Genomic DNA, 24976 nt, shown 5'->3' on the forward strand with positions numbered 1-24976 from the left:
GAAGGGGGCTAGCGATAGGGCCAATCCCCAGAGGAACACGAATTCGGGCGGAGTTTCGCCGGCAATCGACACGCAGTCACGCGGGATTGCCCTACCGTTCGCAAAGGACTTCAACCCTTTTTGGGTTTCGGCGGTCACTCCCCTAGCGGCACCGCTTCGGCCCCGAAGGGTAGTGGCTCAAGGAACGCCTAGAGCCGCTCGATATGCCCTGAATCCATCGAATCCGGGAAGCGGCCGATTCGAACGTCCTGGCCTGAGGGATCCATCCATGTCTGCCACCGCCCCCCAGCTCACCTGCGTGCTCGCCGGCTCCGAGTCGCTGCTGATCCAATGCGGGGAGATTCTCTCCGAGAGGGGGTGGGGAATTCAACGCGTCGTTTCGCGGGACGCTGCCATCCTCGACTGGGCGCAGGGGGCCGGGCTCGAAGTCTGCGCGGGCGGCAAGGAGCTCGCCGATCAGCTCGACGGCGTCGAGTTCGACTACTTCTTCAGCATCACGAACCTGTCGATCATTCCGGACGCGGTGATCGACCGGGCGCGTCGAGGGGCGATCAACTTCCATGATGGTCCGCTGCCTCGCTACGCAGGGATGTACACGCCCGCGTGGGCCATTCTCAACGGCGAGACCGAGTACGGGGTCACCTTCCACGAGATGACCGGTGGCGTCGACGAGGGTCGGATCCTCGTCCAGCGCCTCTTTCCCATCTCGGACGACGAGACGTCGCTGAGCCTCAATACGAGCTGTTATGCCGCCGCCATCGAGGGCTTCGGTGAGCTGGTGGGGCAGCTCGAGACGGATCGGCTCTCGCCCCGGGACCAGGACCTCGATCAGCGCAGCTACTTCGCGCGCCACACGCGTCCCGCTGCGGCGGGTCTGGTCGACTGGCAGGCGAGCGCGCAGGCGATCTCGGCCTGGGTGCGCGCGATGGATTTCGGCGCGCGGTACGAGAACCCCTTCGCGGTCGGCAAGCTGACCCACGGCGGGCGTGTCGCGCTCGTGCGCGGCGCCCGTCGGGTGGCTACGGATTCGGATGCCCCGGCCGGGACGCTCCTCGAGATCGACGAGAGCGGCTGGGTCGTGCGCTGCGGCGAAGATGCGGTGGCGCTCTCCGGACTCGCCGGTCCGCGAGGGGCGGAATGGACCGGCACCGAGGCCGCGGCGCAGCTCGGGCTCTCCGTCGGAGACCTCGTGGGTTCGGTCGACGCCGTCGATCGCGAAGCCGTCGGCGCGCGCAACGAGACCTTCACGCCTGCGGAGCGCTTCTGGGTCCGACGGCTGGCCCAGCTCGATCCGGTCGAAGCCCCCTTCCGCCGCGCCGATGGAGCGGTCGACGGAACCTCCGCCGCCGGCCGTCTCGGGCTGGAGACAGCGGGGCTCCTGCCGGACGTTCCCGCCGAGCAGCGCGCCGAATCGATCCTCGCCGGATTCGCCTTCCATCTCGCTCGTCTCCAGGGGACGGACCGTTTCGACGTGACCTGGAGCGAGGACGCGCTCGTGTCCGGGCTGGCCGGAACCGGAGAAGTGTTCTCGCCCTTCGTTCCGCTTCGCGTGGAAGTGGACCCCGAGCGAGCCGTGGGCGAAGCCCTGGCCGAGTTCGGGAGCGCCCTCGGGCGGGTGCGCGAGCGCGGGACCTTCCTGGTCGACGCGATCGCGCGCGACCCTGCGCTGGCCGCCCACCCGCTGCTGTCGACGGGGCAATGGACGTCCGTCGCGGTCGGTCTCCACGCCGATCCCGCCTCCACGCCGCTTCCGCCGGGCGCCGACCTGGCCCTCTTCGTGGCGCCCGACGCTTCATCGGCGTCGATGGCGTTCGATCCGCAGAGCCTCGCGGCCGAAGATGCCGAGCGACTGATCGCGCAGCTGCAGCTTCTTCTGGGGGCCCTCCACCAAGCGGATCTTCCCGTTTCGGGACTCCCGCTCCTGGCGCCCGAGGAACGCGCGAAGGTGCTCGACGGTTGGAACGACACCGTCGTCGATTTCGATCGCGGCGCGACGGTCCGGTCGCTCTTCGAGGACCGGGTCGCGCACCAGCCCGATGCACCCGCCCTGGTCTTCGAAGGGGAGACCCTCAGCTATCGCGAGCTGGACGAGCGGGCAGGGCGCCTCGCGAATCATCTGTCGCAGCTCGGCATCGGTCGCGACGCGCTGGTCGGTCTCCATCTGGCCCGATCGATCGACATGCTCGTCGGTGTCCTCGGCGTCCTGAAGGCGGGCGGCGCCTACGTCCCCCTCGATCCGGAGTACCCGGAGGATCGCATCGCGTACATGATCGAGGATTCCCGCGCCTCGGTCGTGCTCACCCACGCCGCTGCGTCGCCCGCGCTTCCGGCCTGCGAGGCGAACGTGGTCCACCTCGACCGCGACGCGGCAACCATCGCCGCGCACCCGGTCGCCCGCCCGGACACGGAGTGCCGCCCCGAAGATCTGGCCTACGTGATCTACACGTCGGGCTCGACCGGCAAGCCGAAGGGCGTGATGGTCGAGCACCGCAACGCCGTCAACTTCTTCGTCGGCATGGACGATCGGGTCCCGCACGATCCGCCGGGCACGTGGCTGGCCGTGACCAGCCTCTCCTTCGACATCTCCGTGCTCGAGCTCCTCTGGACGCTGACTCGCGGATTCGAAGTCGTCGTCTATGCCGATCGGGAGCGCAAGGGCGGGGCCGCCGGCGTCGATCCCGCCAACTGGCGGCCGATCGATCTCGGGCTCGCGCTCTGGGGCAACGACGTCGGGAGCGGCTCGAAGAAGTACGAGCTGATGCTCGAGGCCGCGAAGTTCGGCGACGAGCACGGCTTCTGCGCGGTGCATACGCCGGAGCGGCACTTCGGGGACTTCGGGGCGCCGTTCCCGAATCCCGCCGTCACCAGCGCTGCGATCGCCGCGGTCACGGAGCGGATCCAGATCCGGGCCAGCAGCTGCGTGCTGCCGCTGCATCACCCCGTCCGCGTCGCCGAGGACTGGGCGGTCGTCGACAACATCTCCGACGGCCGCGTGGGGATCTCCTTCGCTTCGGGTTGGCAGCCCAACGACTTCGTGATCCGACCCGAGGCGTACGCCGACGCCAAGAAGTCGATGTTCGAGAACGCCGAGATCGTCCGACGACTCTGGCGCGGGGAATCCGTCGACTTCGTGAATCCCCACGGTGATCAGGTCGCGACGAAGACGCTGCCGCGGCCGGTGCAATCCGAGCTGCCGACGTGGATCACGACGGCCGGCAACCCCGAGACCTTCGCCCAGGCGGGGGCGGCGGGCGTGAACGTGCTCACGCACCTGCTCGGACAGTCCCTCGACGAGCTGGCCGAGATGGTCAGGGTCTACCGGAAGGCGGCGGCCGACGCGGGACACGATCCGTCGACGTTGAACGTCACGTGCATGCTCCACACGTTCGTGGGCGAGGACGACGCCGAGGTGCGTCGGATCGTGCGCGAGCCCATGAAGAACTACCTGGCGAGTGCGATGGCGCTCGTCGTGGACTTCGCCTGGAGCTTCCCGGCCTTCGAGCGTCCCGGCGGTCCCGACTCCACGCCCGAGGACGTCGATCTCAACTCCCTCAGCGACGAGGAGACCGACGCGATTCTCGAGTTCGCCTTCGAGCGCTACTACGAGACGAGTGGGCTCTTCGGGACGCCCGAAGCCTGTGAGGCCATGCTCCAGCGCTGCAAGGATGCGGACATCGACGAGATCGCCTGTCTGATCGACTACGGCGTCGATACGGACGTCGTGCTGGGCTCGCTGGACGCGCTCGCCGACGTGCGCGCGCGGGTGAACGAAGCGCCGGTCGTCGAGGCGACGCCCGCCACGCCTTCGGTCGACCACGGCTTCGCCGCACAGGTCGAGCGGCACGGCGTGACCCATCTCCAGTGCACGCCCTCGCACGCGACCATGCTCCTCACCAACCCGGACACCCGCGCCGCGCTGGGTCGGATTCCGCACCTGATGATCGGCGGTGAGGCCTTCCCGGTCTCGCTGGCGGCGGAGCTCGACGGTGTCGCGTGCGGAACCGTGACGAACATGTATGGCCCGACGGAGACGACCATCTGGTCGTCGACGGAGCCGGTGAGCGGACGGCCCGATTCGATTTCCATCGGTCGTCCGATCGCGAACACGCGACTCTACGTGCTCGACGGCGGACGCGAGCCGCTGCCCGTCGGCGTGGCCGGCGAGCTGTGGATCGGCGGCGAAGGCGTCGTTCGCGGCTACCACGATCGACCGGATCTGACCTCGGATCGATTCGTCGACGATCCCTTCGAGGATCGCCCGGGCGCGCGCATGTATCGCACCGGCGATCTCGCGCGGTGGATGCCCGACGGGCGGATCGACTTCCTGGGACGCCTGGACCACCAGGTGAAGATCCGTGGCTACCGGATCGAGCTCGGCGAGATCGAGGCACGCCTGGCGGGTCTCGACGGGGTTCGCGAGGGCGTCGTCATCGCCCGGGAGGATACGCCGGGGGACGTGCGACTCGTCGGCTACGTCGTCGCCGAGGACGCGGCGCCGGAAGAATCGACCCTCAAGGACCAGCTGCGGGTCTCGCTGCCGGAGTTCATGGTTCCGTCGAACGTGCTCTTCCTGGACGCCTTCCCGCAGACGCCGAACGGAAAGGTGGACCGGAAGCGTCTGCCCGCCCCGCACGAGGTCGCGAAGAAGTCGCAGGCCGAGTACGTGGCGCCGGCCAACGACCTGGAAGGACAGATCGCGGAAGTCTGGCGCGAAGTCCTCTATCTCGAGCAGGTGGGCACCCACGACAACTTCTTCGATCTGGGTGGGCATTCGCTGCTGGTCGTTCAGGCCCATCGGAAGCTGCGGGAAGTCTGTCCGATGGAGGTCACGCTGACCGATCTGTATCGATTCCCGACGATCGCGGGGCTCGCCGAGCACGTGTCCAAGGGGGGCGACGGTGGCGAGGCCGTGGCGGCCAGCCAGGCGCGGGCCGAGAAGCGGAAGCAGGCGCTCGGGCGGAGACGTCGTCGCGGAAGTCGAAGCTGATCCGACCGGGTGCGGGGCTTCCGAAGCGGAGAGCGAAGAGAGGGTTTCGATGAGCGAAGAGGGACCGGGCGAGAACGACATCGCGATCGTGGGCATGGCGCTGCGCGTGCCCGGCGCGAACACGCCCGCGGCGTTCTGGGACAATCTCCGGAACGGCGTCGAGTCGATCGTCGACTACGACGAGGAGACGATCCTGGCCTCCGGAGAATCGCCGGCGGCGCTCCGAAACCCCGCCTATGTGCGTCGTGGTGGCGCGCTCTCCGACGTGAAGCTCTTCGATCGGGAATTCTTCGGCTTCAGCCCCAAGGAAGCGGCGATTCTCGACCCGCAGCACCGTCACTTCATGGAGCTCTGCTGGGAAGCGCTCGAGGACGCGGGCCACACGCCCAAGCGCTTCGACGGCCAGATCGGACTCTACGGTGGCTGCGGCATGGGCAGCTACTTCTACTTCAACGTCTGCAGCAATCGCGACCTGGTCGACTCCGTCGGCCTCTTCCTGCTGCGGCACACCGGGAACGACAAGGATTTCCTGGCCACGCGCGTCTCGTACGTGCTCGACCTCAAGGGGCCGAGCGTGAACGTGCAGACGGCCTGCTCGACGTCCCTCGTGGCGACGCACCTCGCGGCCCAGAGCCTGCTGTCGGGAGAGTGCGATCTGGCGCTTGCCGGCGGCGTGACGATCCAGTTTCCGACCGAGGCCGGCTACATCTTCAAGGATGGTGAGGTCCTGTCGCCGGACGGCCACTGCCACGCCTTCGACCATCGCGCGGCGGGCACCATCCTCACGAGCGGGGGCGGCGTCGTGGCCCTGCGTCGGCTCGAGGACGCGCTCGAGGACGGGGACGACGTCTACGCCGTGATCAAGGGGTCGGCCGTCAACAACGACGGCGGCCAGAAGGTCGGATACCTGGCGCCCAGCGTCGACGGCCAGGCCGCCGCCATGACGGAGGCCTACACCGTCGGCGAGGTCGATCCGGCGACCATCGGAATGATCGAGTGCCACGGCACGGGCACCTACATGGGGGATCCGATCGAGATCTCGGCCCTCACGCAGGCCTTCCGGGGTTCGGAGAGCGAGGGCGCGACCGAGAACCAGTTCTGTCGGATCGGCTCCGTCAAGACGAACATCGGGCACCTGGACACCGCCGCCGGGGTCGTGGGGTTGATCAAGGCCGCCCTGTCGGTGCGGAACCGGCAGATCCCGCCCTCTCTGGGCTACGAGAGCCCGAATCCGGAGATCGGCTTCGGGAATACACCGTTCCTCGTGAACGAGACCCTGACCGACTGGCATTCGACCGACGGCGCGCCTCGGCGCGCGGCGGTGAATTCGCTGGGCGTCGGCGGCACCAATGCGCACGTCGTGATCGAGGAGGCCCCGGCGGCCTCACCGTCGGCGAGCGATTCCGACGGCTCGGTTCTCCTCCAGCTGTCGGCGCGCAGCAACAAGGCGCTCGATGGCGCCTGTGGAAGGTTGGCCTCCTATCTCGAGGCGAACCCGGACGTGCCGCTGGCCGACGTGGCCTTCAGTCTCCAGCAGACCCGTGAGGAGCTCGAGCGGCGGCGTGTCCTCGTGGCGCGCGACCGTGCGCAGGCGATCGAGCTGCTCGAGGAGCTCGATCCGCGGCGCGTCTTCACGCATCAGGTCCCGGAGATGCGACCCTCGATCGTGTTCATGTTCACGGGGGCCGGCAGTCAGTACCCGAACATGGGCCGGGATCTCTACGAGAACGAGCCGGTCTTCCGCGAGCATGCCGACCGGGGCTTCGATCTCTACGAGGAGCGCACCGGCTTCGATCTCCGCTCGCTCGTCTACCCCGACGCGGCCGACGTCGAGAAGTCCGAGTCGCTGCTGATGGAGACGCCGCGCCAGCTGCCGGCGATCTTCATCATCGAGTACGCGATCGTGCAGCTCTGGCGCTCGAAGGGCGTCGAGCCGTCCATGCTGATCGGACAGAGCCTCGGCGAGAACGTCGCCTCCTGCGTGGCGGGCGTCGTGTCGTACGAAGCCTGTCTCGACTGGATGATCCTTCGCGGGCGCCTGACGGACGAAACGCCGGCGGGCGCGATGGTGGCGGTCACCTTGCCCGCCGACGAGATCTCCGCGCATCTCGGAGACGAGTGCGATCTGGCCCTCGTGAACGCCCCCGGGCTCTGCGTCGCTTCCGGCGCCGAGGCTGCGGTGGAGGCGCTCGAGAAGCGACTCGGGGATGCGGAGATCGACTATCAGCGGGTGCCGGTCGCGCGGGCCGGACACTCGCGCCTCTTCGAACCGATCCTCGACGAGTTCCGTCGCTTCATCGAGAAGCTCGACCTGCAGCCGCCGAAGATTCCGATCGTCTCCAATCGGACGGGAAAGATCCTTACGGACGAAGAGGCGACGGATCCGGACTACTGGGTCGGCCACCTCCGGCACACGGTCCTGCTCTCGCAGAGTCTGGACACGATTCTCGAGACCCCCGGCCGCGTCCTCGTGGAGGTCGGTCCCGGTCAGACGCTCGGCTCCTTCGCGCGTCAGCAGCCGCGCGCGTCGACCGCCAACATCCTCGCGTCGCTGCGTCACCGCGCCGACACCATCGATGATCGCGACTTCCTGCTGGTGAACCGCGGTCGGTTGTGGGCCTCGGGCCTCGACGTCGAGCTCGAGGCGCTCTACGAGGGCCAGACGCGCCGAAAGGTCCGGCTGCCGACCTACGCGTGGGACCACCAGAGCTACTTCATCGACCGCGTCGAAGCCGAGAGCGGGTCCGTCGACGAAGGTCTTCCCGAGCACCTCGACGACATCGCGGACTGGAGCTACGTCCCGACCTGGCAGCCCACCGCCGTCGATCCCCGACGCGCCGAGACCCCGGAGACCTGGCTGATCTTCATGGATCACGCGGGGATCGGGCGCCGCCTCCGCAAGCGACTCGAGGCCCTCGGCCACGTGGTCGTCTGCGTCTTCGAGGCCGACAGCTTCCGGAAGCGCTCGGAAAACGAGTACTCCCTCGCTCCGGAGCTCGGGCGCGAAGGGTACGAGGCGCTGGTCAAGGACCTCGCCGCGCACGGTCGCGCTCCCTCGCGAATCGTTCACCTGTGGCTGACGACGGACTCCGAACGTTTCCGCCCCGGCTCGAGCTTCTTCCACGAGAACCTCCAGAACGGCTTCTACAGCCTCTATTTCCTGGCCCGGGCCCTGGCGGAAGAGAACCTGCCGGGCGCGGTGCACATCAACGTCGTGTCGAACGGTCTCCAACGGGTGCTCGATGGCGACGGTCCGCTCTACCCGGAGAAGGCGACGGTCCTCGGTCCGGTCAAGGTGATCCCGCGCGAATTCCCCGACGTCACGTGCAAGAGCATCGACGTCAACCTGCCCGACGCGGGGCGCGGCGCCTGGCGCGCCCGACTCCTGGGCGGCCGTGGCTCCGACGGGGGGCGGCCGGCGAGTCTCGACGAAGTCGCGGAAGCCCTCGAAGCCGAGCTGCTCGCGCCGTGCGAGAGCGAACTCGTCGCCCATCGCGGCGGCGAGCGATTCGTACAGCGATTCGAGGCGAGCCCGCTGGCCGAGCGACGTGCCGAGGTCGAGAGCGGTCTCCGGGCAGGCGGGACCTACCTGGTGACCGGTGGCCTGGGTGGCCTGGGGGCGACCCTCGCCGATCGTCTGGCGCGCGAAGTCGAGGGCGTCCGCCTCGTGCTGGTCGGACGAACGCCGCTGCCGCCGACCGAGGAATGGGATGCGATCGTCGCGAGCGCGGCTCCGAACGATCGCAACGCGACGAAGATCCGGCGGGTCCGGGCCCTGGAAGCCGCCGGCGCGGAGGTGATGACGTTCGCCGCGGACGTGACCAACCTCGAAGAGATGCGTCGGTGCGTCGGCGAGGCGAAGGGACGCTTCGGCGGAATCGACGGCATCTTCCATGTCGCGGGCGAGGTCGCGGACGAGCTGATCCAGCTGAAGGTCGATGCGGACATCGAGCGCGTCTTCGGCCCCAAGATCCACGGCACCCAGGTCCTCGACGGGTTGCTCGAGGAGGCCGGCGTCGAGCTCTTCGTGCTGTATTCCTCGACGAGTGCGATCACCGCGCCGCCGGGACAGGTCGACTACGTCGCGGCGAACGCCTTCCTCGACGCCTTCGCCCAGAGTCGCCGGGACCATCCGACGCGCACGCTGGCGATCAACTGGGGCATCTGGAACGAGGTCGGTCTCGCGGCGAGTACGTTCGGCTCCAACGACCAGGACGACACCGAATCGCAGGTCGCGCCGGTCGATCATCCCTTCTTCGACTCCCGGGTCGTGGACTCCCATGGACATACCGGATTCCTGAAGAGCTACTCCCCCCAGCGCGATTGGATCCTCGACGAGCACCGGACCGCGGCCGGCGAAGCGCTCTTTCCGGGCGCGGGCTATCCCGAGCTGGCGCGTGCGGCGCTCGCCGAATACGGCGAGACCGGCCCCTTCGAGATCCAGGACCTCTACTTCCTGCGACCGCTCTACGTGCCGGATGGCGAGGTGCGCGACGTGCGCGTGCAGCTCAAGCCGACGGATACGGGCTACCAGCTCAAGGTCCGGACGCGAGACCGGATCGAGGGACGCGTGGCCTGGGTCCTCGCCGGAGAGGCGCGCCTGGAGCTCGGGGGCGACCACGCGGGGCACAGCATCGACCTCCCTTCGATCGACGCGCGCTGTACCGCGAACCGGTCGACCGTGAATCAGCTCGGGCACGCTTCCGGCCAGGAAGAGCACGTGCGCTTCGGGCCGCGCTGGCGGGTGCTGCGCCAGGTTCTGTACGGCGACGGAGAGGCCCTCGCGCGGATCGAGATTCCGGAGGCCTTCGCGGGGGACCTCGACGAATACCACGTGCACCCGGCCATGCTCGACTACGCGACGGGTTACGCGATGGAGCTCATCGACGGGTACGATCCCGCGGATGGGCTCTGGATTCCCGTGTCCTACGGCCGAATCGTGGTGCACGCGCCGCTCGAACGTCAGGTGAGCAGCTGGGTCCGGCTTCGGAGCGCGAACGACGAGTTCGCTTCCTTCGACGTGGTCGTCGCGGACGAGTCGGGGCGGGTGCTCTTCGAGGCCGAAGACTTCACGATCAAGCGCCTCCCGGAGCCGGTCGACCTGGGCGAGGGGATCGATCCCGCGACCAGCGACATCGAGTTCGAGGCCGCCCGGCGCGCCGACGGGGACGACGACCTCTCGCCGGCGGAGCTCCAGCTGCGGCGAAACTACGAGGCCGGAATCGGCCCGGAGGAAGGGACCGAAGCGCTGTTGCGTGCGATCGCGGGCCACGCCGATCCGCAGGTCGCGATCTCGTCGATCGACCTCCAGTACCTGCTGCGCCAGGCGGAGCGCGTGACGGCGGAGTCCTCCGGCGGCGGCGCTCGCTTCGAGCGGCCGGATCTCGAGAGCGAGTACGCCGAGCCGCGGGACGAGATCGAGAAGACGCTCGTCTCGCTCTGGGAAGAGATGCTCGGCGTCCAGGGGCTGGGCATCCACGACAGCTTCTTCGATCTCGGCGGGCACTCGCTGATCGCGGTCCGATTCTTCTCGAAGATCAAGAAGACCTATCGCGTCGACTTCCCGATCTCGGTGCTCTTCGAGGCGCCGACGATCGAGGGTTGTGCCGCGCTCATTCGCGACGCGATGGGCGACGACGGGAGCGTCACTGCCGCCGCGGACGGGGAGGCGCGCGCGCCGCGAACACGCTTCAAGCACCTGGTGGCGATGGACGCGGGCGAGGGAGCCGGAGGTCCGAATCCGCCGTTCTTCCTCGTCGCCGGAATGTTCGGCAACGTGCTCAACCTGCGGCACCTGGCGGCCCTCGTCGGGACCGATCGCCCCTTCTACGGCCTGCAGGCGCGTGGGCTCTACGGTGACGAGCAGCCGCACGAGACCTTCGAGGAGATGGCGAGCGCCTACCTCGAGGAGATCCGCACCGTCCAGCCGGAGGGTCCGTACTACATCGGGGGCTTCTCCGGAGGCGGCATCACCGCGTTCGAGATGGCGCACCAGCTCGAGGCCGCCGGCGAGGAGGTCGCGCTCCTCGTGATGCTGGATTCGATCCTCCCGGTCCTGCCGCCGCTCACGCCCGTGGACCGAGCGCGCGTCCAGATGATGCGGCTGCGTCGTCAGGGGTTCGGCTATCTGGGCGAGTGGGCCCGGAACCAGCTGAAGTGGCGGCGAGAGCGCTGGGAAGCCCGGTTCGGCGAGAGCGAAGAGAACGGCGGGCAGGGCGAGGACGTCTTCCACAACGTCGCAATCGAGCAGGCCTTCCGTGCCGCCCTGCCGCGGTACCAGATGCGGCAGTACGCGGGCCACGTGCATCTCTTCCGGCCGAAGCTGGATCGGGCGTACGTACTCGGACCCGATCGCGTGCTCAACTCGGAGAAGCTCTGGGTCTACCCCGACAACGGATGGACGCCCTGGGTCGGCTCGCTCGAGGTTTCCGAGATGCCCGGAAACCACGACAGCATGGTCCTCGAGCCCAACGTGCGGGTCATGGCGTCGCGCCTGCGCGAGCTGATCGAGTCCTGCTGACGCCCCGGGCGGAAGGGCACGGCAGGCAGTCGCAGATTCCCGGCAATCTCGGACACGAAACGGGTCCGAGCGGGTACTCACCCGGCAGACCGCGGTCCGAGAAGGCACGCGGCGGCCGGTGACGAGCGCCTCGTTCCGGGGCTGAGGTAAGCTGGCCGACAGGGGGAGAACGCAGTATGGGAGAGATCTCTGACGCCCTGGCGAGGGCTTCCGACGAGGAGCGCCAACAGGCGCCTCGTGAGGAATCGCCGCGCCGCGCGCAGAGTCCCCAGCCGTCTCCTGGCTCCGATGCGCGCGATCTGATCGCCGCCCGGGCTCGCGCGGAGTCGTCCTCGGTGGCCGAGCAGGTACGGCCGCCGGCGCCGCCGCCGGAGCGGCCTGCGGCACCGACCCCGGAGCAGCCGAAGCCGGAGCTGCGGCATCCGATTCCGCTCGGAGAGGGGCCGGACCGGATCGCGCGGATCTGCGCCGTCGACCCGCACGGATCGACGGCGGTGCGCTTCCGTCACGTGGCCGTTCGGATGCGCGGCCGTCTGGACGCCGCCCGAGAACCCTCGGTGCTCGTCACGAGCGCGCTTCCCGGAGAGGGTAAGACGACCGTCGCGCTGAATCTCGCGGTGGCCCTCGCGTCGATCGCCCCGGGCTGTCGGATCGCGCTCGTCGACCTCGATCTGCGTCGCGGAAGGATCGCCAACATTCTCGGCTACCAGGCCAAGGTCGGGATCGAGCAGGTGCTCTCGGGCGGGCTCGAGGTCGATCAGGTCGCCGTCCCGACGGACGTGGGGCGCCTCGAGTTCCTTCCGACCACGAGCTACGTCTCCGACGCCCACCGCCTCCTGGGCGGCTTCATCGGTTCGCTCATGAAGCAGCTCCACAGTCGCTACGACTACGTCGTCTGCGACGGACCGCCGGTTCTCCCGGTTCCCGACGTGCCGTTGATCATGCCCCACGTGGGCGGCACGCTCGCGATCGCCGCCTCTGGCCGGACGCGACACAAGGCCTTCCGCGAGATGATGGATCTGCTCAAGGGAGGGACCATGTTCGGCGTCTTCCTGAACGAGAGCCCGTCTCGAGGCGCGGCCGATCACTACGCCTACGGCGCCTACGGTCTGCGTGAGCCGGCGGTCGAGGAAGTCCCCGAGGAGCTGGCCGAGACGGCCGCAGACGAGTCGGACGGGTTCGACGAGCTCGCGTCCGCGACCGAACGCGCGGCCATCGAGGAGGTTCGGCGGGCATGACGGGCGATCCCGGAAGCGGAGCCTTCATCGACGACGGCCAGGGCGACGTCATCGCGCTGCCGGGATTCGCGACGGATCCCGCCGGCATCCTGCGGCGACGCTGGAAGTGGATGCTCGCGGTGATCGTGCTCGGCCTCGCCGGCTGCGCGGCGTTCGTCTACACCCAGGAGCCGTCGTTCACCTCCCGCGCCACCGTGATGGTCTCGAGCCAGCGGATCTCGGAGCAGTTCGTCACTTCCACGGTCGAGACCGACCAGCTGGAGAAGGTGAGTGCGATCGTCGGCGAGCTTCTGTCTCGCAACAAGCTGGCCGCGCTGATCGAGAAGTTCGGGATCTACGAACCCGACGAGGAGAACGGGGAAGAGGAGCTCACCCTCGCCGAGAAGGTCGCTCTGCTCCGCTCGAAGATCCGCATCGCGCCGGACTACTCGAACGCTCCGGTCATCGGAGCGAACAGCACGTCCACCGTATTCGAAGTCGTGTTCACGGGGTCGGATCCGCAGACCGCGGCGGCCGTCGCGAACGAGCTCGCCATGGGCTTCACGGACATCCACCTGCGTCTCCGCAGCCGCCAGGCGAGACTCACGACCGAGTTCCTGCGGCGCGAGCTCGAGCGCGTGGAAGTCGAGCTCTTGCGCCAGGAGCGAGCGATCACCGAGTTCAAGCAGGCCCACCGCGGCGAGCTCCCGAGCGAGCTCGCGACGGCCCTCGGACGGCTCGACCGAATGCAGAGCGAACGACAATCGCTCGCGCTGCAGGTCGCCGAGGCCGAGAGTCGACTGGTGAGCCTGCGCGAGAGCGGGAACGACGTCGCACCGGATTCGCCGGAAGCCCTGCTGCGAACGCTGAAGAACCGGGAGAAGGAGCAGCTGGCGCTCTACACCCCGGATCATCCGAATCTCGTGTCGCTTCGGAACCAGATCGCGTCCGTCGAGGCGCAGATCGCGGAGCGGTCCGAGGCCGCGGACGACGAAGTCGAGGACGTTTCGCTTCCGGCCGCGGCCGCGCGGCTGACGATCACCGAGCTCCGCCGACAGCTGTCGGAGACGATCGCCGAGATCGAGGAGCTCGATCGTCGCGTGGCCCTCGTCCCGGTGCGCGAGGAAGAGCTCACCGGCATGGAGCAGCGCGCGCAGATCCTGCGCGAGGACCACCAGGAGTTCCTGCGCAAGGTGAATCAGGCGAAGCTGGCGCAGGCCGTCGAGTCCGCCCAGCAGGGCGAACGCGCGACGATCCTCGACTCGGCCGTGCCGCCGAACGAGCCGGACACCAAGGTCATCCTCTACGTGATCGTGCTGATCGTCGCGACCTTCGGTGGCTCGGTCGCCATCGCGATCCTTCTCGAGCTCGTCGACTCGGTCATCGTCTCGGCGAGCGAGATCGAGGCGTCGTATCGGGTGCCGGTGGTCGGCTCGATCTCGCGGCTCGGATAGGCCGCGTTCCGGGCGACCCGATCGTGACGGATGGGATGCAGCGGGAGGTCGGGCCGGAGACGGCTCTGTGGGATCGCGCGGCAGCGCCCTGGGTCGTGGGTCTCGGTCTGGTCGTGGCCTTCTGGCCCGCGCTGCTCGAGCTGTTCGGGCATCTCGCGACCCATGCGTGGTCGCGCACCGCGCTCGTCTTCCCCTGGCTTTGCTACGTCGCGATCCGCTGCGAACGTCGGCGGGGCCCCGACCGGCCTCGCACCGGATCACGCCTCGCGATCTGGTCCGCACTCGGAATCGGTCTGCTGATCGAGCTCGTGGCCGTCGCAGGCGACGTGGTGCGCCTCGGCCGTCTCGGCGGTCTCGTGGCGCTCTTCGGCGTCTCGTGGGGCGCGGGCTGGATCGGTCTGCGGACGGCGCTGCTCCTCGTCTGGACGATTCCGTTGCCGGCCATGCTGATGCGGGTCGCGAGCCCGCGCCTCGAGATTTTCTGGGCGGGCATCGCCGCTGCGCTCGTCCCGGACGTCTCGATGGTGCCGATCGACCGCGGCGCGATCCTTCGATCGGAGGCCAGCGAGCTGCTGCTGCTGGCGCCGGACGGCGGTCTGGCGCTCGGCTTCGGACTGGCGGGACTCGGCTTCTTCGGCGCCGTCGTGCACGGGGCGGATCTGAAGCGCGCGGTCGCGAGCGCGATCCTGTGGTCGCTGATCTGGATCCCGCTTCAGCTCTGCATCGTGACGGGGGCGACGATTGCGCTCTCTCTCGGGGCCGACAGCCGGGTCACCGAGGCGATCCTGACGCAGACGGGGTGGATCGTCGTGGTCGTCGGGGGCGTCGCCCTCTCTCTTCGGGCATGGGCGATGTCCGGGGACGAACGTGAAAAGGGGGGCGGGAAGTGAACGCACGACGAGGCGAAGCCATCGCCCTGATCTCGATCCTGTGTCTCACCGCGATCGTCTCGTGGGCCTTCCTGCTGCGGCCCGTCGCGGAGCACGACCCGACGTCCTTCGATCGGCTCCCCCGGATTCTGAACGACTGGATCTCGATCGACCTTGAGATGGACGACGACGTTTCGGAGATCCTCGGCGCCGACCACAACCTCCAGCGCGCCTATCAGCACCCGCTCGGGTATCACGTCTTCGTCTACATCGGCTACTACGACACGTCGAGCGGAGGCGCCCCCGAGCACACGCCGGACGTCTGCTACCCGGCTCAGGGATGGCAGATCCTCGATTCGGTCCAGCAACGCGTCGGAGGAGAAGAAGGACTCGTGATGCGCGAGCTGCTCGTCGAGCGCGGAGGCGAGCAGCGCCTCGTTCACTTCTGGTACCGGACGAAGACGGCTTCGGGCATCACGTCCGTCACGGGGCTCCGGTTGTCGCACGTGGTCGGTCGCATGACGGAGAACCGGGGCGATGGAGCGCTGATCCGCGTGAGCACGGCGATCGGCGAGGGTGGCGTGACGGCGGCGCGGCTTCGTCTGTTCGGGATCGATCGGGCCGTGGAGGCCTCGGTCGATCAGGTCTGGCCGCAGCCACGCGAGGGCGGGAGCGAGAGCGCGAGAACGCTGGGCGCGATCTAGGGGCAGCACGAGGCACGCGCCCGGGGCCAGGGGGGTTGCGTCGCGGCTCAGACCCGCTTGAGCCGCGTATGGGTGTCCCGCGTCAGGGAGGCGATGTCGAGGCCGGACGGGCACGCGGTGGCACAAGGGGCGCCGCTGCACGAGAGGCAGCTCGCGCCGTTCCGCTCCAACCGGCCGTACTCGTCCGCGGCGATGGCCGGCTGCTGGTAGTCGAGCGCGTACATCCGTGTCCGCATCACGTCGGCGATCGCCACGCCGGCTGGGCAGCTCGACAGGCAATCCCCGCATCCGACCAGGCAGCTCGACCCTGCATTCCGATGGAGGTAGCGGGAGAGCAGGGCGAGGTCCTCCCGGTCGGGGGACTCGGCGCCGGAGGCCTCGACGTATTCGTCGATCATCTCGCGACTGGTCATCGACACGACCAGGCCGTGGACGGACGGCTCCGAGAGGACCCACCGGAAAGCGGCCTGGGAGAACGTCCGCCCGGGCCGCTCGAAATCGCGCATGTCGTTCAGTCGCGCGCCCTTGAGCGTCTTCATGACCATGACGCCCACCCCCTCCCGGTGCGCTCGCTGGAGCACTTCCGGGAGGCGATTCTGACTCGTCACGATGTCGAGGCTGGGCAGCCACTCGCTGAGGTAGCGCTTGGCCTCGTCCTTGAAGCTGGGCTGCTGGGCGAAGTTGTAGGCGACGAGGAAGACGTCGACGAGCTTCTCGTCGAGCACGTAGTCCATGCACTCCGTGAGCCGCTGGGCGTGTCCCGACATGCCGACGGCCCGGATCTTGCCCTGCTCCCTGGCACGGGTCACGAACGACTGCCATTCCTCGCTGGCCACGCGCGCGACGTCGTTCACCGCGTGATTCATGTAGATGTCGATGTAGTCGGTCTCGAGGCGGCGGAGGCTCTCCTCGAGCACCCGCATCTGCTGCGCGGCCGAGTGCGACGTCTCCGCGACGAACTTGCTGGTCAGGGTGACGCGGTCGCGGCGGCCGCGGAGGGCGCGCCCCAGGACGTGTTCCGCTCGACCGTTCGTGTAGCTCTCGGCGGTGTCGAAATGGGTGATGCCGCGATCGAGGGCGTGGTGGATCAGACGTTCGTCGGATTCGAGGCTGAACGTGCCGAAGCTGATGTCCGGGACCTCGATTCCGGTGCGACCGAGGACCACCCGACGACGGATGCCGGCGGTCTCGGGCGGGTCGAGGGCCGTCATGCTCGCGGCCGCGGGGCCGGCGGCGGTCAGGGTCGTGCCGAGCGCACCGCTGGCCCGAAGGAAATCGCGACGCGTCCAGTCGGAGGACCCGGCCTCGTTCGGCGTGCCTTCGTCGATCGGTCTGGCGTCAGGGCGGCGGCGTCTCAAACGAACCTCCTCGAACGGGAAGTGTAGGCGGTCGGAGGGCGGAGCGGAACGATCGCGGGGCCCGACTGCGTTCGCCGACGCAAGAAGCCCCGCACCGGGACGGTGCGGGGCTTCGAGTCGTGCCGCTTTCGTGGCCCGGAGTTCCTGTTTTCGACTACGGGTCGAAGCGCTCGATCTGGAGGAGGAGCGGCGGAAGGGGCGCTTCCGCGGGGCTCCCACCTCCGGAGCTGACGCCCTGGAAGATCTCGAGATCATCCCAGTACTTCGAGCCCGGACCGCCGGCCCAGACGCCGATCGTACCCTGCCGCGGTCGATTCGCGCTGGCGTCGACGCATTCGATCTGCGGCGCGCTCGGCTCGGACTCGCCGAATCGCCAGACCTTCGCGCGGATCCGGTTGTGGCTGACCTCGTCGACGACGTCGATCTCGAAGCGGAGCCAGTCACCGGCTGCGGGGACCACGCCGGAGTCGGCCGAGGTACACGCCACGCCGGGGCGACCGACGAACCGGAAGGACTCGCCCGCCGCGCGCCCGATCCGATAGTAGGCATCGCTCGACGGATACTGGCTGTAGGTGGTGATCCCGATCTCGGCGTCGGGATGGTCGATCGCCATCCGTCCCCGGACCTCGAAGTTCGAGCGGATGTTCCCCGCGGCGACCGCATGCGAGTGGATGTCGGAGGCGGTCGACGAGGTGGTGAGCATCCGGTTCCCGCTGTTCCAGACGAGACGGAAGAGCGCGTCGTCGACATCGAGACTGAAGTCGGCGTCGGTATCGACCCAGCCGGGGACGACGGTGCCGGAGGAGTCGGTGTCCCAGTCGAATCGCGCGGCTGCGCCGGCGGTCGGCGGAATCTCGGTGCCGCTTCCGGGCTCGACGGTCGGATCCTCGGGAGCCGGCGGGTCCGGCGGCAGCGGCGGAGGAGGCGTGCCATCGCCCAGTCGAACCTGGGCGTTCGACCAGTCCGAGACGCTTCCGCCCGGCCCGTACGCCCGCATCGAGATCGAGACGTCGCCATCGCCGACTTCCACGCCGGCCGCGAAGACGCCCTGGCCGTCCGGGGTGGGGAGACCGAGGGAGGTGACCTGCGCCGCGCCGCCCGCGAGAGGCTGCACGCGAACATCGAAGGCCGTGGCATCCGTACGCGGGTGGGTCCAGTGCAGGCTCTCGAGGCGCGCTTCCGCGACCGAGGCGACCAACAGGAACGCGACCGCCAGGCCGCTGGCGTTCCCAGCGCGAACGATGTCTCGAGACCGAAGGAACATGCTGAGATCCTCTTCGTGCAGCCGGCTCAGGGGCGATTCGGAAGCCCTCCGGGCATCGCGCGTCCGGCTTGAACAGGTATCGGAGGTGACCCGTACGCGGTCCGTGACTCGGGTCACAGGTGGCCGTCGAACCTCAGGTTTTCGGTTTTTGGGGTGACCCGGTCGGTCCCTTGCGCCTCGCGGGATCGAATCGAGTGTCGGCGCGCACGCGGGCCGGACGGACACCTCCCGAACCGCGTCGGGCGGCGCGAGCGTAGCAGCCGGCCCTGTGCGCGACCGGTCGAGGGGCGGCCGCCCCACGAAACCCTGCGCACGGGCTGCCGCCACGCAGAGCGAGGGGCTCGGCTAGGCTCGGCCTCGGTGGAACACCTGCTGAACGATCTCCTGCCCGCGACCGTGCGTGTTGCCGTCGCGCCCGTCGGCGACCACGAGGACGCGCTCCTCCCGGACGAGCGCGCGATCGTCGCGAGCGCCGTCGCCAAGCGCCGCCGGGAGTTCTCGACCGGTCGCGTCCTCGCACGGAGGCTCCTCGCAGAGTTCGATCACCCGGAATTCGCGTTGCTGCGCGGCGAGGATCGCGTCCCGCAGTGGCCGGAGGGGCTGGTCGGCTCGATTTCGCATGCCGACGCGCTCTGCGCGGCCGCGGTCGGACAGGCCAGCGAGTTCGCGGGGATCGGCGTGGATCTCGAGCCGGACGAGGCCGTCGACCGCGAGATCGAGCGCGTCGTCTGTCGCGACGGGGAGCGTGCGTGGGTGCGGGCCGGCGGCGACGGAGCGGTGGGGCGTCGGGTGCGGGTCGTGTTCAGCGTGAAGGAAGCGGTCTACAAGGCGTTCTATCCGCGCACCCGTGAGTTCTGGGGCTTCCAGGACGTCCTCGTCGAGATCGATCTGGACGCGGGGCGCTACCGGGCGACGCTCCCGGAATCGGCAGGCGTGCGGCAGGTGAGCGGCAGGGTCGCGCTTCGGGAGGGCTGGATCCTCTCTACGCTCGCGGTGCGCGCGAACGAGGTCGGGGCGCCGGGGGACGCGGCGTCCGTCCGCTGAGCGTCTGATCCCTTCGGGGACCGGGCTTGCCTGGCCGATTCCGCCGGAGCGCGATCGCGCCGAGGGCCTCCCCGGGCCCCGAGGGCGACCGCGCTGGCCGGGGGAAGACTGCTAGATTCGGCGCCGTCCGGGCCGGCCCGATGCATTTCGCATGGAGCCGCGCGAGCCCGGAGAGCGGGGCTTCGATGAGTCGGCAAGTCGCAGTGATCACGGGCATTACCGGCCAGGACGGGTCCTATCTCGCGGAGCTCCTCCTCGAGAAGGGCTACGAGGTGCACGGGATCGCGCGGCGCACCTCGCTGTTCAACCGGTCGCGAATCGAGCAGACCCGTGACGCGGCGCTCGCCAAGGGGCAGACCTACGCGCTCCACTACGGCGATCTCGGGGACTCGAGCAGCCTGAACCGCATCCTCGCGGAGACGCGGCCGACGGAGGTCTACAACCTCGCGGCCCAGTCCCACGTGGCGGTCTCCTTCGAGCAGCCCGAGTACACCGCGGACGTGGACGGGACGGGCGTGCTCCGCCTCCTCGAGGGCATCCGGATCAATGGCCTCGACGCCCGCTTCTACCAGGCCTCCACCAGCGAGCTCTACGGCAAGGTCGTCGAGACGCCGCAGAGCGAGACGACGCCCTTCCATCCGCGCTCGCCCTACGCGGTCGCCAAGCTCTACGGCTACTGGATCGTCCGGAACTACCGCGAGTCCTACGGGATGCACGCGAGCAACGGCATCCTCTTCAATCACGAGTCCGAGCGGCGCGGCGAGAACTTCGTCACCCGCAAGATCACCCTCGGCCTCGCCCGCGTGAAGCTCGGGCGCCAGGCGCGGCTCTCGCTCGGCAACCTCGACGCGAAGCGCGACTGGGGGCACGCGCGGGACTACGTGGAAGCGATGTGGCGCATGCTCCAGCAGGACGAGCCGGACGACTATGTCGTCGCGACCGGCGAGACCCATTCCGTGCGGGCGTTCGTGGTCGCGGCGGCCGCGGCGGCCGACCTCGAGATCGAGTGGGAAGGCGAGGGCACCGACGAGGTCGGGCGTGACCGCGCGACGGGCGAGATCGTCGTCGACGTCGATCCCCGCTTCTACCGCCCCGCCGAGGTCGACCTCCTGCTGGGCGACCCGACGAAGGCGAAGGAGAAGCTCGGCTGGACGCCGCGCATCAGCTTCGAGGCCCTCGCCGAGACGATGATGCACGCGGACCTGGAGCTCGCGGCGAAGGGCTAGCGCTCGCCCGGGCGGCGCGACGCGGACGGTGCCTCCCGGTACCTTCTCGGCATGCGCTGCGTGGACTTTCCCCGTGGCCGCGGGGGACGATCTCGCGGCCTGACCCTCTGGCTGCTCGTCCTGATCGCGCTCGCCTGGGGCTGCGACTCGGGCGGCGGCGGGGCCGCCGCGCCCGCGCCTCTGCGGAGCGTCGACCTGGCGACGATTCCGCCGGGTGCGGCGGGTGTGCTTCGCGTGCACGGGTCGGAGGGCGTGGGCTCCGCGGGCGTCCCCGTGACCGGCGGCCACGACGTCGATGGCGATGGGAACGCCGACGTCGCGATGGCCGCCTTCCAGGCGGATCCGAATGGACGGACGAACGCCGGCGAGGTCTTCCTCCACCTGGGCGACGGGACGATCGGCGGGATCGTCGACACCGCCGTGGCGAGCGCCCGGATCCTCCGGATCCAGGGCGCCGCCGAAGCCGAGACGACGGGCTCGGAGATCTGGATGGACGACGTCACCGGCGACGGGGCGGCCGAGCTGATCATCGCGCGCCAGAACTTCACGCCGGACCCCGGACGGATCGGCGCCGGGGCGGTCACGCTCCTGATCGGCGGCCCTGGGGTCGCGACCCAGGCCGCGAGCCTCGCGCCGATCGACCTGGCCGTCGCCCCGCCCGCCGGGATCACGCTCACGACCCTGGTCGGGGGCGAGGCCCTCGGGCGATTCGGGATCTGGATCCGGACCGGGGACGTGACCGGCGACGGCATCGCCGATCTGCTCGTCGGCGCGGACCAGGAGGATTCGGGCGGCGAGCCCGACAGCGGGGCGGTCTACCTGATCCGCGGGGGTCCCCATCTCGCCGTCGGCGGGACCGTCGACCTGGTGGACCTCGCGACCGCGCTCCCTGGCCATCTCGCCCAGATCCGCGCGCCGACCGGCGCCGCCGGGTTCCACGTCGGGGCGACCTGCGCGCTGGCGGACCTCGACGGAAACGGAAGGGCCGAGGTGATCGCGGCGGCGACGATCGAGCGGGCGGGCGCGAGCTTCCCGGCGCTCGGTGCGCCGGCCGGCTCCGCCGTCGCCTCCGGCGGGGTCCGCGATGGCGCGATCTACATCGCCTGGGACGACAACTTCGCGGGCGCCTGGCCCGCCGGCTTCAGCTTCGCCTTCGACACGGCGCCGGACGACACGAGCGAGGTGCGCGGCGGCGTTCGCAACATCGCCTTCGGCGAGGAGATCCTGGGCGGACTCGACTTCGACGCGGACGGGAACGCGGACCTCTTCCTGGGCGACATCGTCGGGGACGCGACGGGCGGATTCCGCCTCCGCTCGGGCAGCGGTCACCTCCTCTACGATGCGGCCTCGCTCCGCGGGGCGCCGGCCTTCGACCTCGACAACCCGCCGCCGGGTCTGGTCATGACCACGTTCATCGGCCCGGAGCGCTTCGACATCGCCTCGGACACGGGGCTCCAGGGCGACTTCGACGACGACGGCTTCCCGGACCTCGCCTTCTCCTCACCCCACGGTTCGCCCTACGGGCGAAGCGAGGCGGGCAAGATCCACGTGATCCACGGGCAGGTCGGCCCCTGGCCGGCGGTGATCGATCTGCGCTGGGGCCGTCAGCCGGATCCCATGGACGTGCGGATCAGCGAGGTCCACGGCGTGAAGGCGGTCGACGTGCTCTGCTACAGCGCCGATGCCGCCGACTACGACGGCGACGGCGTCGACGATCTGATCGTCAACGAGATGCTCGGCGACGGCCTGCTGCCGGCGGACGCGAATACCGGGAACGTCCTGGTGTTGAGCGGGACGTTGATCCGCGACCTTCCCTAGGCGGGACGCGCTAGGCGTATCGCACGGGCGGGTTCGGCCCGGCGTCGGCGCCGCCGCGCGCCTCGGCCACCGCTTCACCCAGATCCCGCAGGTACTCGTCCGCGACCTCTTCGTGCGAGGGCGAGAGCATCATGTGGATCCCGTTCGGGTTCGCGACGACGCCGCTGAACCAGCCGCGGTCGTGGAGCGACTTCCAGACGGCGAAGATGTTCAGGTCGTCGCCTTCCGCGGGACCGAAGGCGATCAGCGCGAGGCGAGGATCTCCGTAGACGCGAAGGCCGAGCGGGGCGAGTCCGGCGAGGATCCGGTCACGGGCGGAGATGATCCGCCGGGTCCGCTCGCGGTAGCCTTCGACGCCGAGATAGTGCATGACCGCCCAGGCCGACGCGATCGCGCCTCCCGGTCGTGTCCCCGCCACGGTCGGCGTCGTCATCGCGCCCGCCGGCCAGTCCGAGTTCGAGAAGGTCTGGTGGACGTGCTGCTCGGCGGAGCGGTGGAGGACCGTCGACGCGCCCTTGGCGGCGTAGCCGTACTTGTGGAGATCGGCGGAGATCGTGCGGACGCCCTCGACCCGGAAGTCCCATTCGGGGAGCAGGACGCCCTCGCGCTCGGCAAAGGGGTTCAGGTAGCCGCCGACGCAGGCGTCGACGTGGAGCCAGACGTTCCGCTCGAGGGCCAGGTCACTCAGCGCCGGGATCGGATCGACCAGCCCGTACGGGAAGCAGGGCGCCGAGCCCATGATCATGAGCGTCCGGTCGTCCATCGCCTCGGCCATCGCCGCCGGGTCCGCCAGGAATTCATTGTCGACGTCCACCCGTCGGATCTCGAGGCCGAGATAGTGAGCGGCCTTGTCGAAGGCGAGATGGGCCGTCCGGGGCAGCACGAGGTTCGCGCCGATCACGTCGACGCCGCGGGAAGCGGCTTCGTCGCGGCAGGTCTTGACCGCGAGGATGATGCTCTCGGTTCCGCCGCTCGTGATGTTGCCCGTGCCTTCGACCGGGCCGTTCAGCAGGTCGATCGCCATCGCGATGACCTCGGTCTCCATCCGCTTCAGGCTCGGGAAGGCCGCCGGCCCGAGCGCATTCTCGGATTGGTAGAGGGCGTAGGCTTCCTTGGCGACCTCGAGTACGTCCTCGCCCGGGTGGAAGACGTAGACGGCGCTCTTCTTGCTCCGCCAGTCGATGTCTTCGGAGCCGAGGCCGATCAGGCGCTCGCGCAGGGCGGGCCAGGCCTCGCCCTTCTCGGGGAGGCGGACGCCCGCGTCTTCCTCCGCGCCGCTCAGGGGATCAGCCCCTGGACCGCCGCCGGCATGTCCTCGGCGACGCGCACGATCGGGATGCCCGTCTGGATCGCCTGATCCATCTCGACGACCGCCCGCGGCAGGTCTTCGAAGGCGTAGATCTCGTCGTGGATGGTCGGCTTGAAGACCGAGCCGTAGAGCGACGTGGCGGCGTCGATGCCGGTGGGCGTCTCGTAGTGCGTGTGGTCGAGCGTGATCTGCTTGGCCGAGGCGCCCGCCGAGTTGTAGGTGCAGTCGCGGCTCAGCTGCCAGCCGGCCGAGACGTTCACGCCCAGGCGGGAGGCGGCGGTGATGCCGGCGTCGAAGCACGGGCCGCGCATCAGGTCGCACACGATGTGCATGCCGACGCCGTCGGTCAGGCTCTTCACTTCCTTGCCGAAGGCCTTGATGTCCGCGCGATCGGCGAAGCGGTTGTACTGCTTCTGGTCGATGCCGATGATCCCGAACTTCGCGAGGGCCGCGCGGCGCTCCGGGGAGCCCGAGCAGAAATACGCCTTGTGGCCGCGGTGGGCCGCGAGCATCAGGAAGAGCTCGGAGACGCCGCCGCCGAAGCCCAGGACGTTGAAGGTCGCGAGCTGTTCGTCGGGCAGCTTCACGCGCAGGATCCCCTCGGCGCGGCGCCACATGTGGTAGGCGGTCGGGGCGCGCAGGGGCAGGGCGGCGATCTCCCAGAGGTTCAGGCCGCAGTCGAGCGGGGCGTGGACCAGCTGCCAATCGCCGACGACGCACTCCTCGGCGTACCAGCCGATCGAGTCGGGCTGGTCGTAGGCCCAGATGCGGAGCGGGTAGCCGTAGGCGTCGGGGTCGCCGTTGCAGTGGGTGATGACGATGTCGCCGGGCTTGAACTTCGTGACGTTCGCGCCGACCTCGGTCACCTCGCCGAGGGCCGAATTGCCGGGGTAGATCTTGCCGCCGCGCAGGTCGGCGATGTTGACCGTGTCGGCGGTCGCCGCGTGGGTCAGGTTGTGCTCGGCGGAGACGGCGAGGGTGCGGAACTTGACGTCGCCCGGGCCGACGTTCGCGAGCTCGAGGGTGTCGAGGGCGATCACCTTCGTGATGTCCATCCTGGACAGGTCGTCGTTCACTCGGGCGCGCTCGGCGGCGATCGCGTCGGCGGTGATGGCATAGGCGCGGCAGGAAGACATTGGGGTTCCTCGTCGGATCTCGGACAGGGGTTCGTGGTGGGATCGTGGCCGGGCGGCGCGCGAGCGGGCC

Annotated in this window: 13 protein-coding genes; 9 read left to right on the forward strand and 4 right to left on the reverse strand. The window is 69.3% G+C overall.

What is annotated here, in order from left to right:
* Nucleotides 1–268 precede the first annotated feature (268 nt).
* The 6 genes from NXI30_05790 to NXI30_05815 all read left to right on the forward strand — a co-directional run bounded on the left by NXI30_05790 (nucleotide 269) and on the right by NXI30_05815 (nucleotide 15751).
* Nucleotides 269–4987, forward strand: coding sequence for an LLM class flavin-dependent oxidoreductase (locus tag NXI30_05790; protein ID MCR9093705.1), 4719 nt, complete (start codon nucleotides 269–271; stop codon nucleotides 4985–4987).
* A 49-nt stretch (nucleotides 4988–5036) separates the two neighbouring features.
* Nucleotides 5037–11507: an SDR family NAD(P)-dependent oxidoreductase gene (locus NXI30_05795; GenBank protein MCR9093706.1), complete on the forward strand. Its 6471-nt coding sequence runs from the start codon at nucleotides 5037–5039 to the stop codon at nucleotides 11505–11507.
* 335 nt (nucleotides 11508–11842) lie between these two features.
* The gene (locus NXI30_05800; GenBank protein ID MCR9093707.1) at nucleotides 11843–12745 is read left to right on the forward strand and encodes a CpsD/CapB family tyrosine-protein kinase; all 903 of its coding nucleotides are present in this window, start codon (nucleotides 11843–11845) and stop codon (nucleotides 12743–12745) included.
* Nucleotides 12742–14178 carry a Wzz/FepE/Etk N-terminal domain-containing protein gene (locus NXI30_05805; GenBank protein MCR9093708.1) on the forward strand — a complete coding sequence of 479 codons (1437 nt, stop codon included), beginning with the start codon at nucleotides 12742–12744 and terminating at the stop codon, nucleotides 14176–14178. Before NXI30_05800 ends, NXI30_05805 begins: the two co-directional genes overlap by 4 nt.
* Nucleotides 14179–14213: 35 nt before the next feature.
* Nucleotides 14214–15068, forward strand: a complete 855-nt coding sequence (locus NXI30_05810; GenBank protein ID MCR9093709.1) for a hypothetical protein — start codon at nucleotides 14214–14216, stop codon at nucleotides 15066–15068.
* Nucleotides 15065–15751: an EpsI family protein gene (locus NXI30_05815; protein MCR9093710.1), complete on the forward strand. Its 687-nt coding sequence runs from the start codon at nucleotides 15065–15067 to the stop codon at nucleotides 15749–15751. The genes NXI30_05810 and NXI30_05815 overlap by 4 nt, the downstream gene beginning before the upstream one ends.
* A 47-nt stretch (nucleotides 15752–15798) precedes the next feature.
* Here the strand turns inward: NXI30_05815 and NXI30_05820 are convergent, their stop codons facing one another.
* Together NXI30_05820 and NXI30_05825 are read right to left on the reverse strand one after the other, a co-directional pair.
* The gene (locus NXI30_05820; protein ID MCR9093711.1) at nucleotides 15799–17109 is read right to left on the reverse strand and encodes an aldo/keto reductase; all 1311 of its coding nucleotides are present in this window, start codon (nucleotides 17107–17109) and stop codon (nucleotides 15799–15801) included.
* Between the two features lie 154 nt (nucleotides 17110–17263).
* The gene (locus tag NXI30_05825) at nucleotides 17264–18373 is read right to left on the reverse strand and encodes a hypothetical protein (GenBank protein MCR9093712.1); all 1110 of its coding nucleotides are present in this window, start codon (nucleotides 18371–18373) and stop codon (nucleotides 17264–17266) included.
* 360 nt (nucleotides 18374–18733) lie between these two features.
* On the opposite strand from NXI30_05825, the gene NXI30_05830 reads away from it, so the two are divergent.
* The 3 genes from NXI30_05830 to NXI30_05840 all read left to right on the forward strand — a co-directional run bounded on the left by NXI30_05830 (nucleotide 18734) and on the right by NXI30_05840 (nucleotide 22461).
* Nucleotides 18734–19417 (forward strand): 4'-phosphopantetheinyl transferase superfamily protein, encoded by a 684-nt coding sequence (locus NXI30_05830; GenBank protein MCR9093713.1) that lies wholly within the window; start codon nucleotides 18734–18736, stop codon nucleotides 19415–19417.
* 185 nt (nucleotides 19418–19602) lie between these two features.
* A complete protein-coding gene (gene gmd, locus NXI30_05835) occupies nucleotides 19603–20643 on the forward strand; it encodes a GDP-mannose 4,6-dehydratase (protein MCR9093714.1) in 1041 nt (346 codons plus the stop codon).
* Between the two features lie 60 nt (nucleotides 20644–20703).
* Nucleotides 20704–22461, forward strand: a complete 1758-nt coding sequence (locus NXI30_05840) for an integrin alpha (protein ID MCR9093715.1) — start codon at nucleotides 20704–20706, stop codon at nucleotides 22459–22461.
* A gap of 10 nt (nucleotides 22462–22471) precedes the next feature.
* Here the strand turns inward: NXI30_05840 and NXI30_05845 are convergent, their stop codons facing one another.
* Together NXI30_05845 and NXI30_05850 are read right to left on the reverse strand one after the other, a co-directional pair.
* Nucleotides 22472–23743, reverse strand: a complete 1272-nt coding sequence (locus NXI30_05845) for an aminotransferase class V-fold PLP-dependent enzyme (protein MCR9093716.1) — start codon at nucleotides 23741–23743, stop codon at nucleotides 22472–22474.
* Nucleotides 23740–24906 (reverse strand): hypothetical protein, encoded by a 1167-nt coding sequence (locus NXI30_05850; protein MCR9093717.1) that lies wholly within the window; start codon nucleotides 24904–24906, stop codon nucleotides 23740–23742. The genes NXI30_05845 and NXI30_05850 overlap by 4 nt, the downstream gene beginning before the upstream one ends.
* Between the last annotated feature and the right edge of the window lie 70 nt (nucleotides 24907–24976).

The organism is bacterium (assembly GCA_024742285.1).
Classification (GTDB): domain Bacteria; phylum Myxococcota_A; class UBA9160; order UBA9160; family UBA4427; genus UBA4427.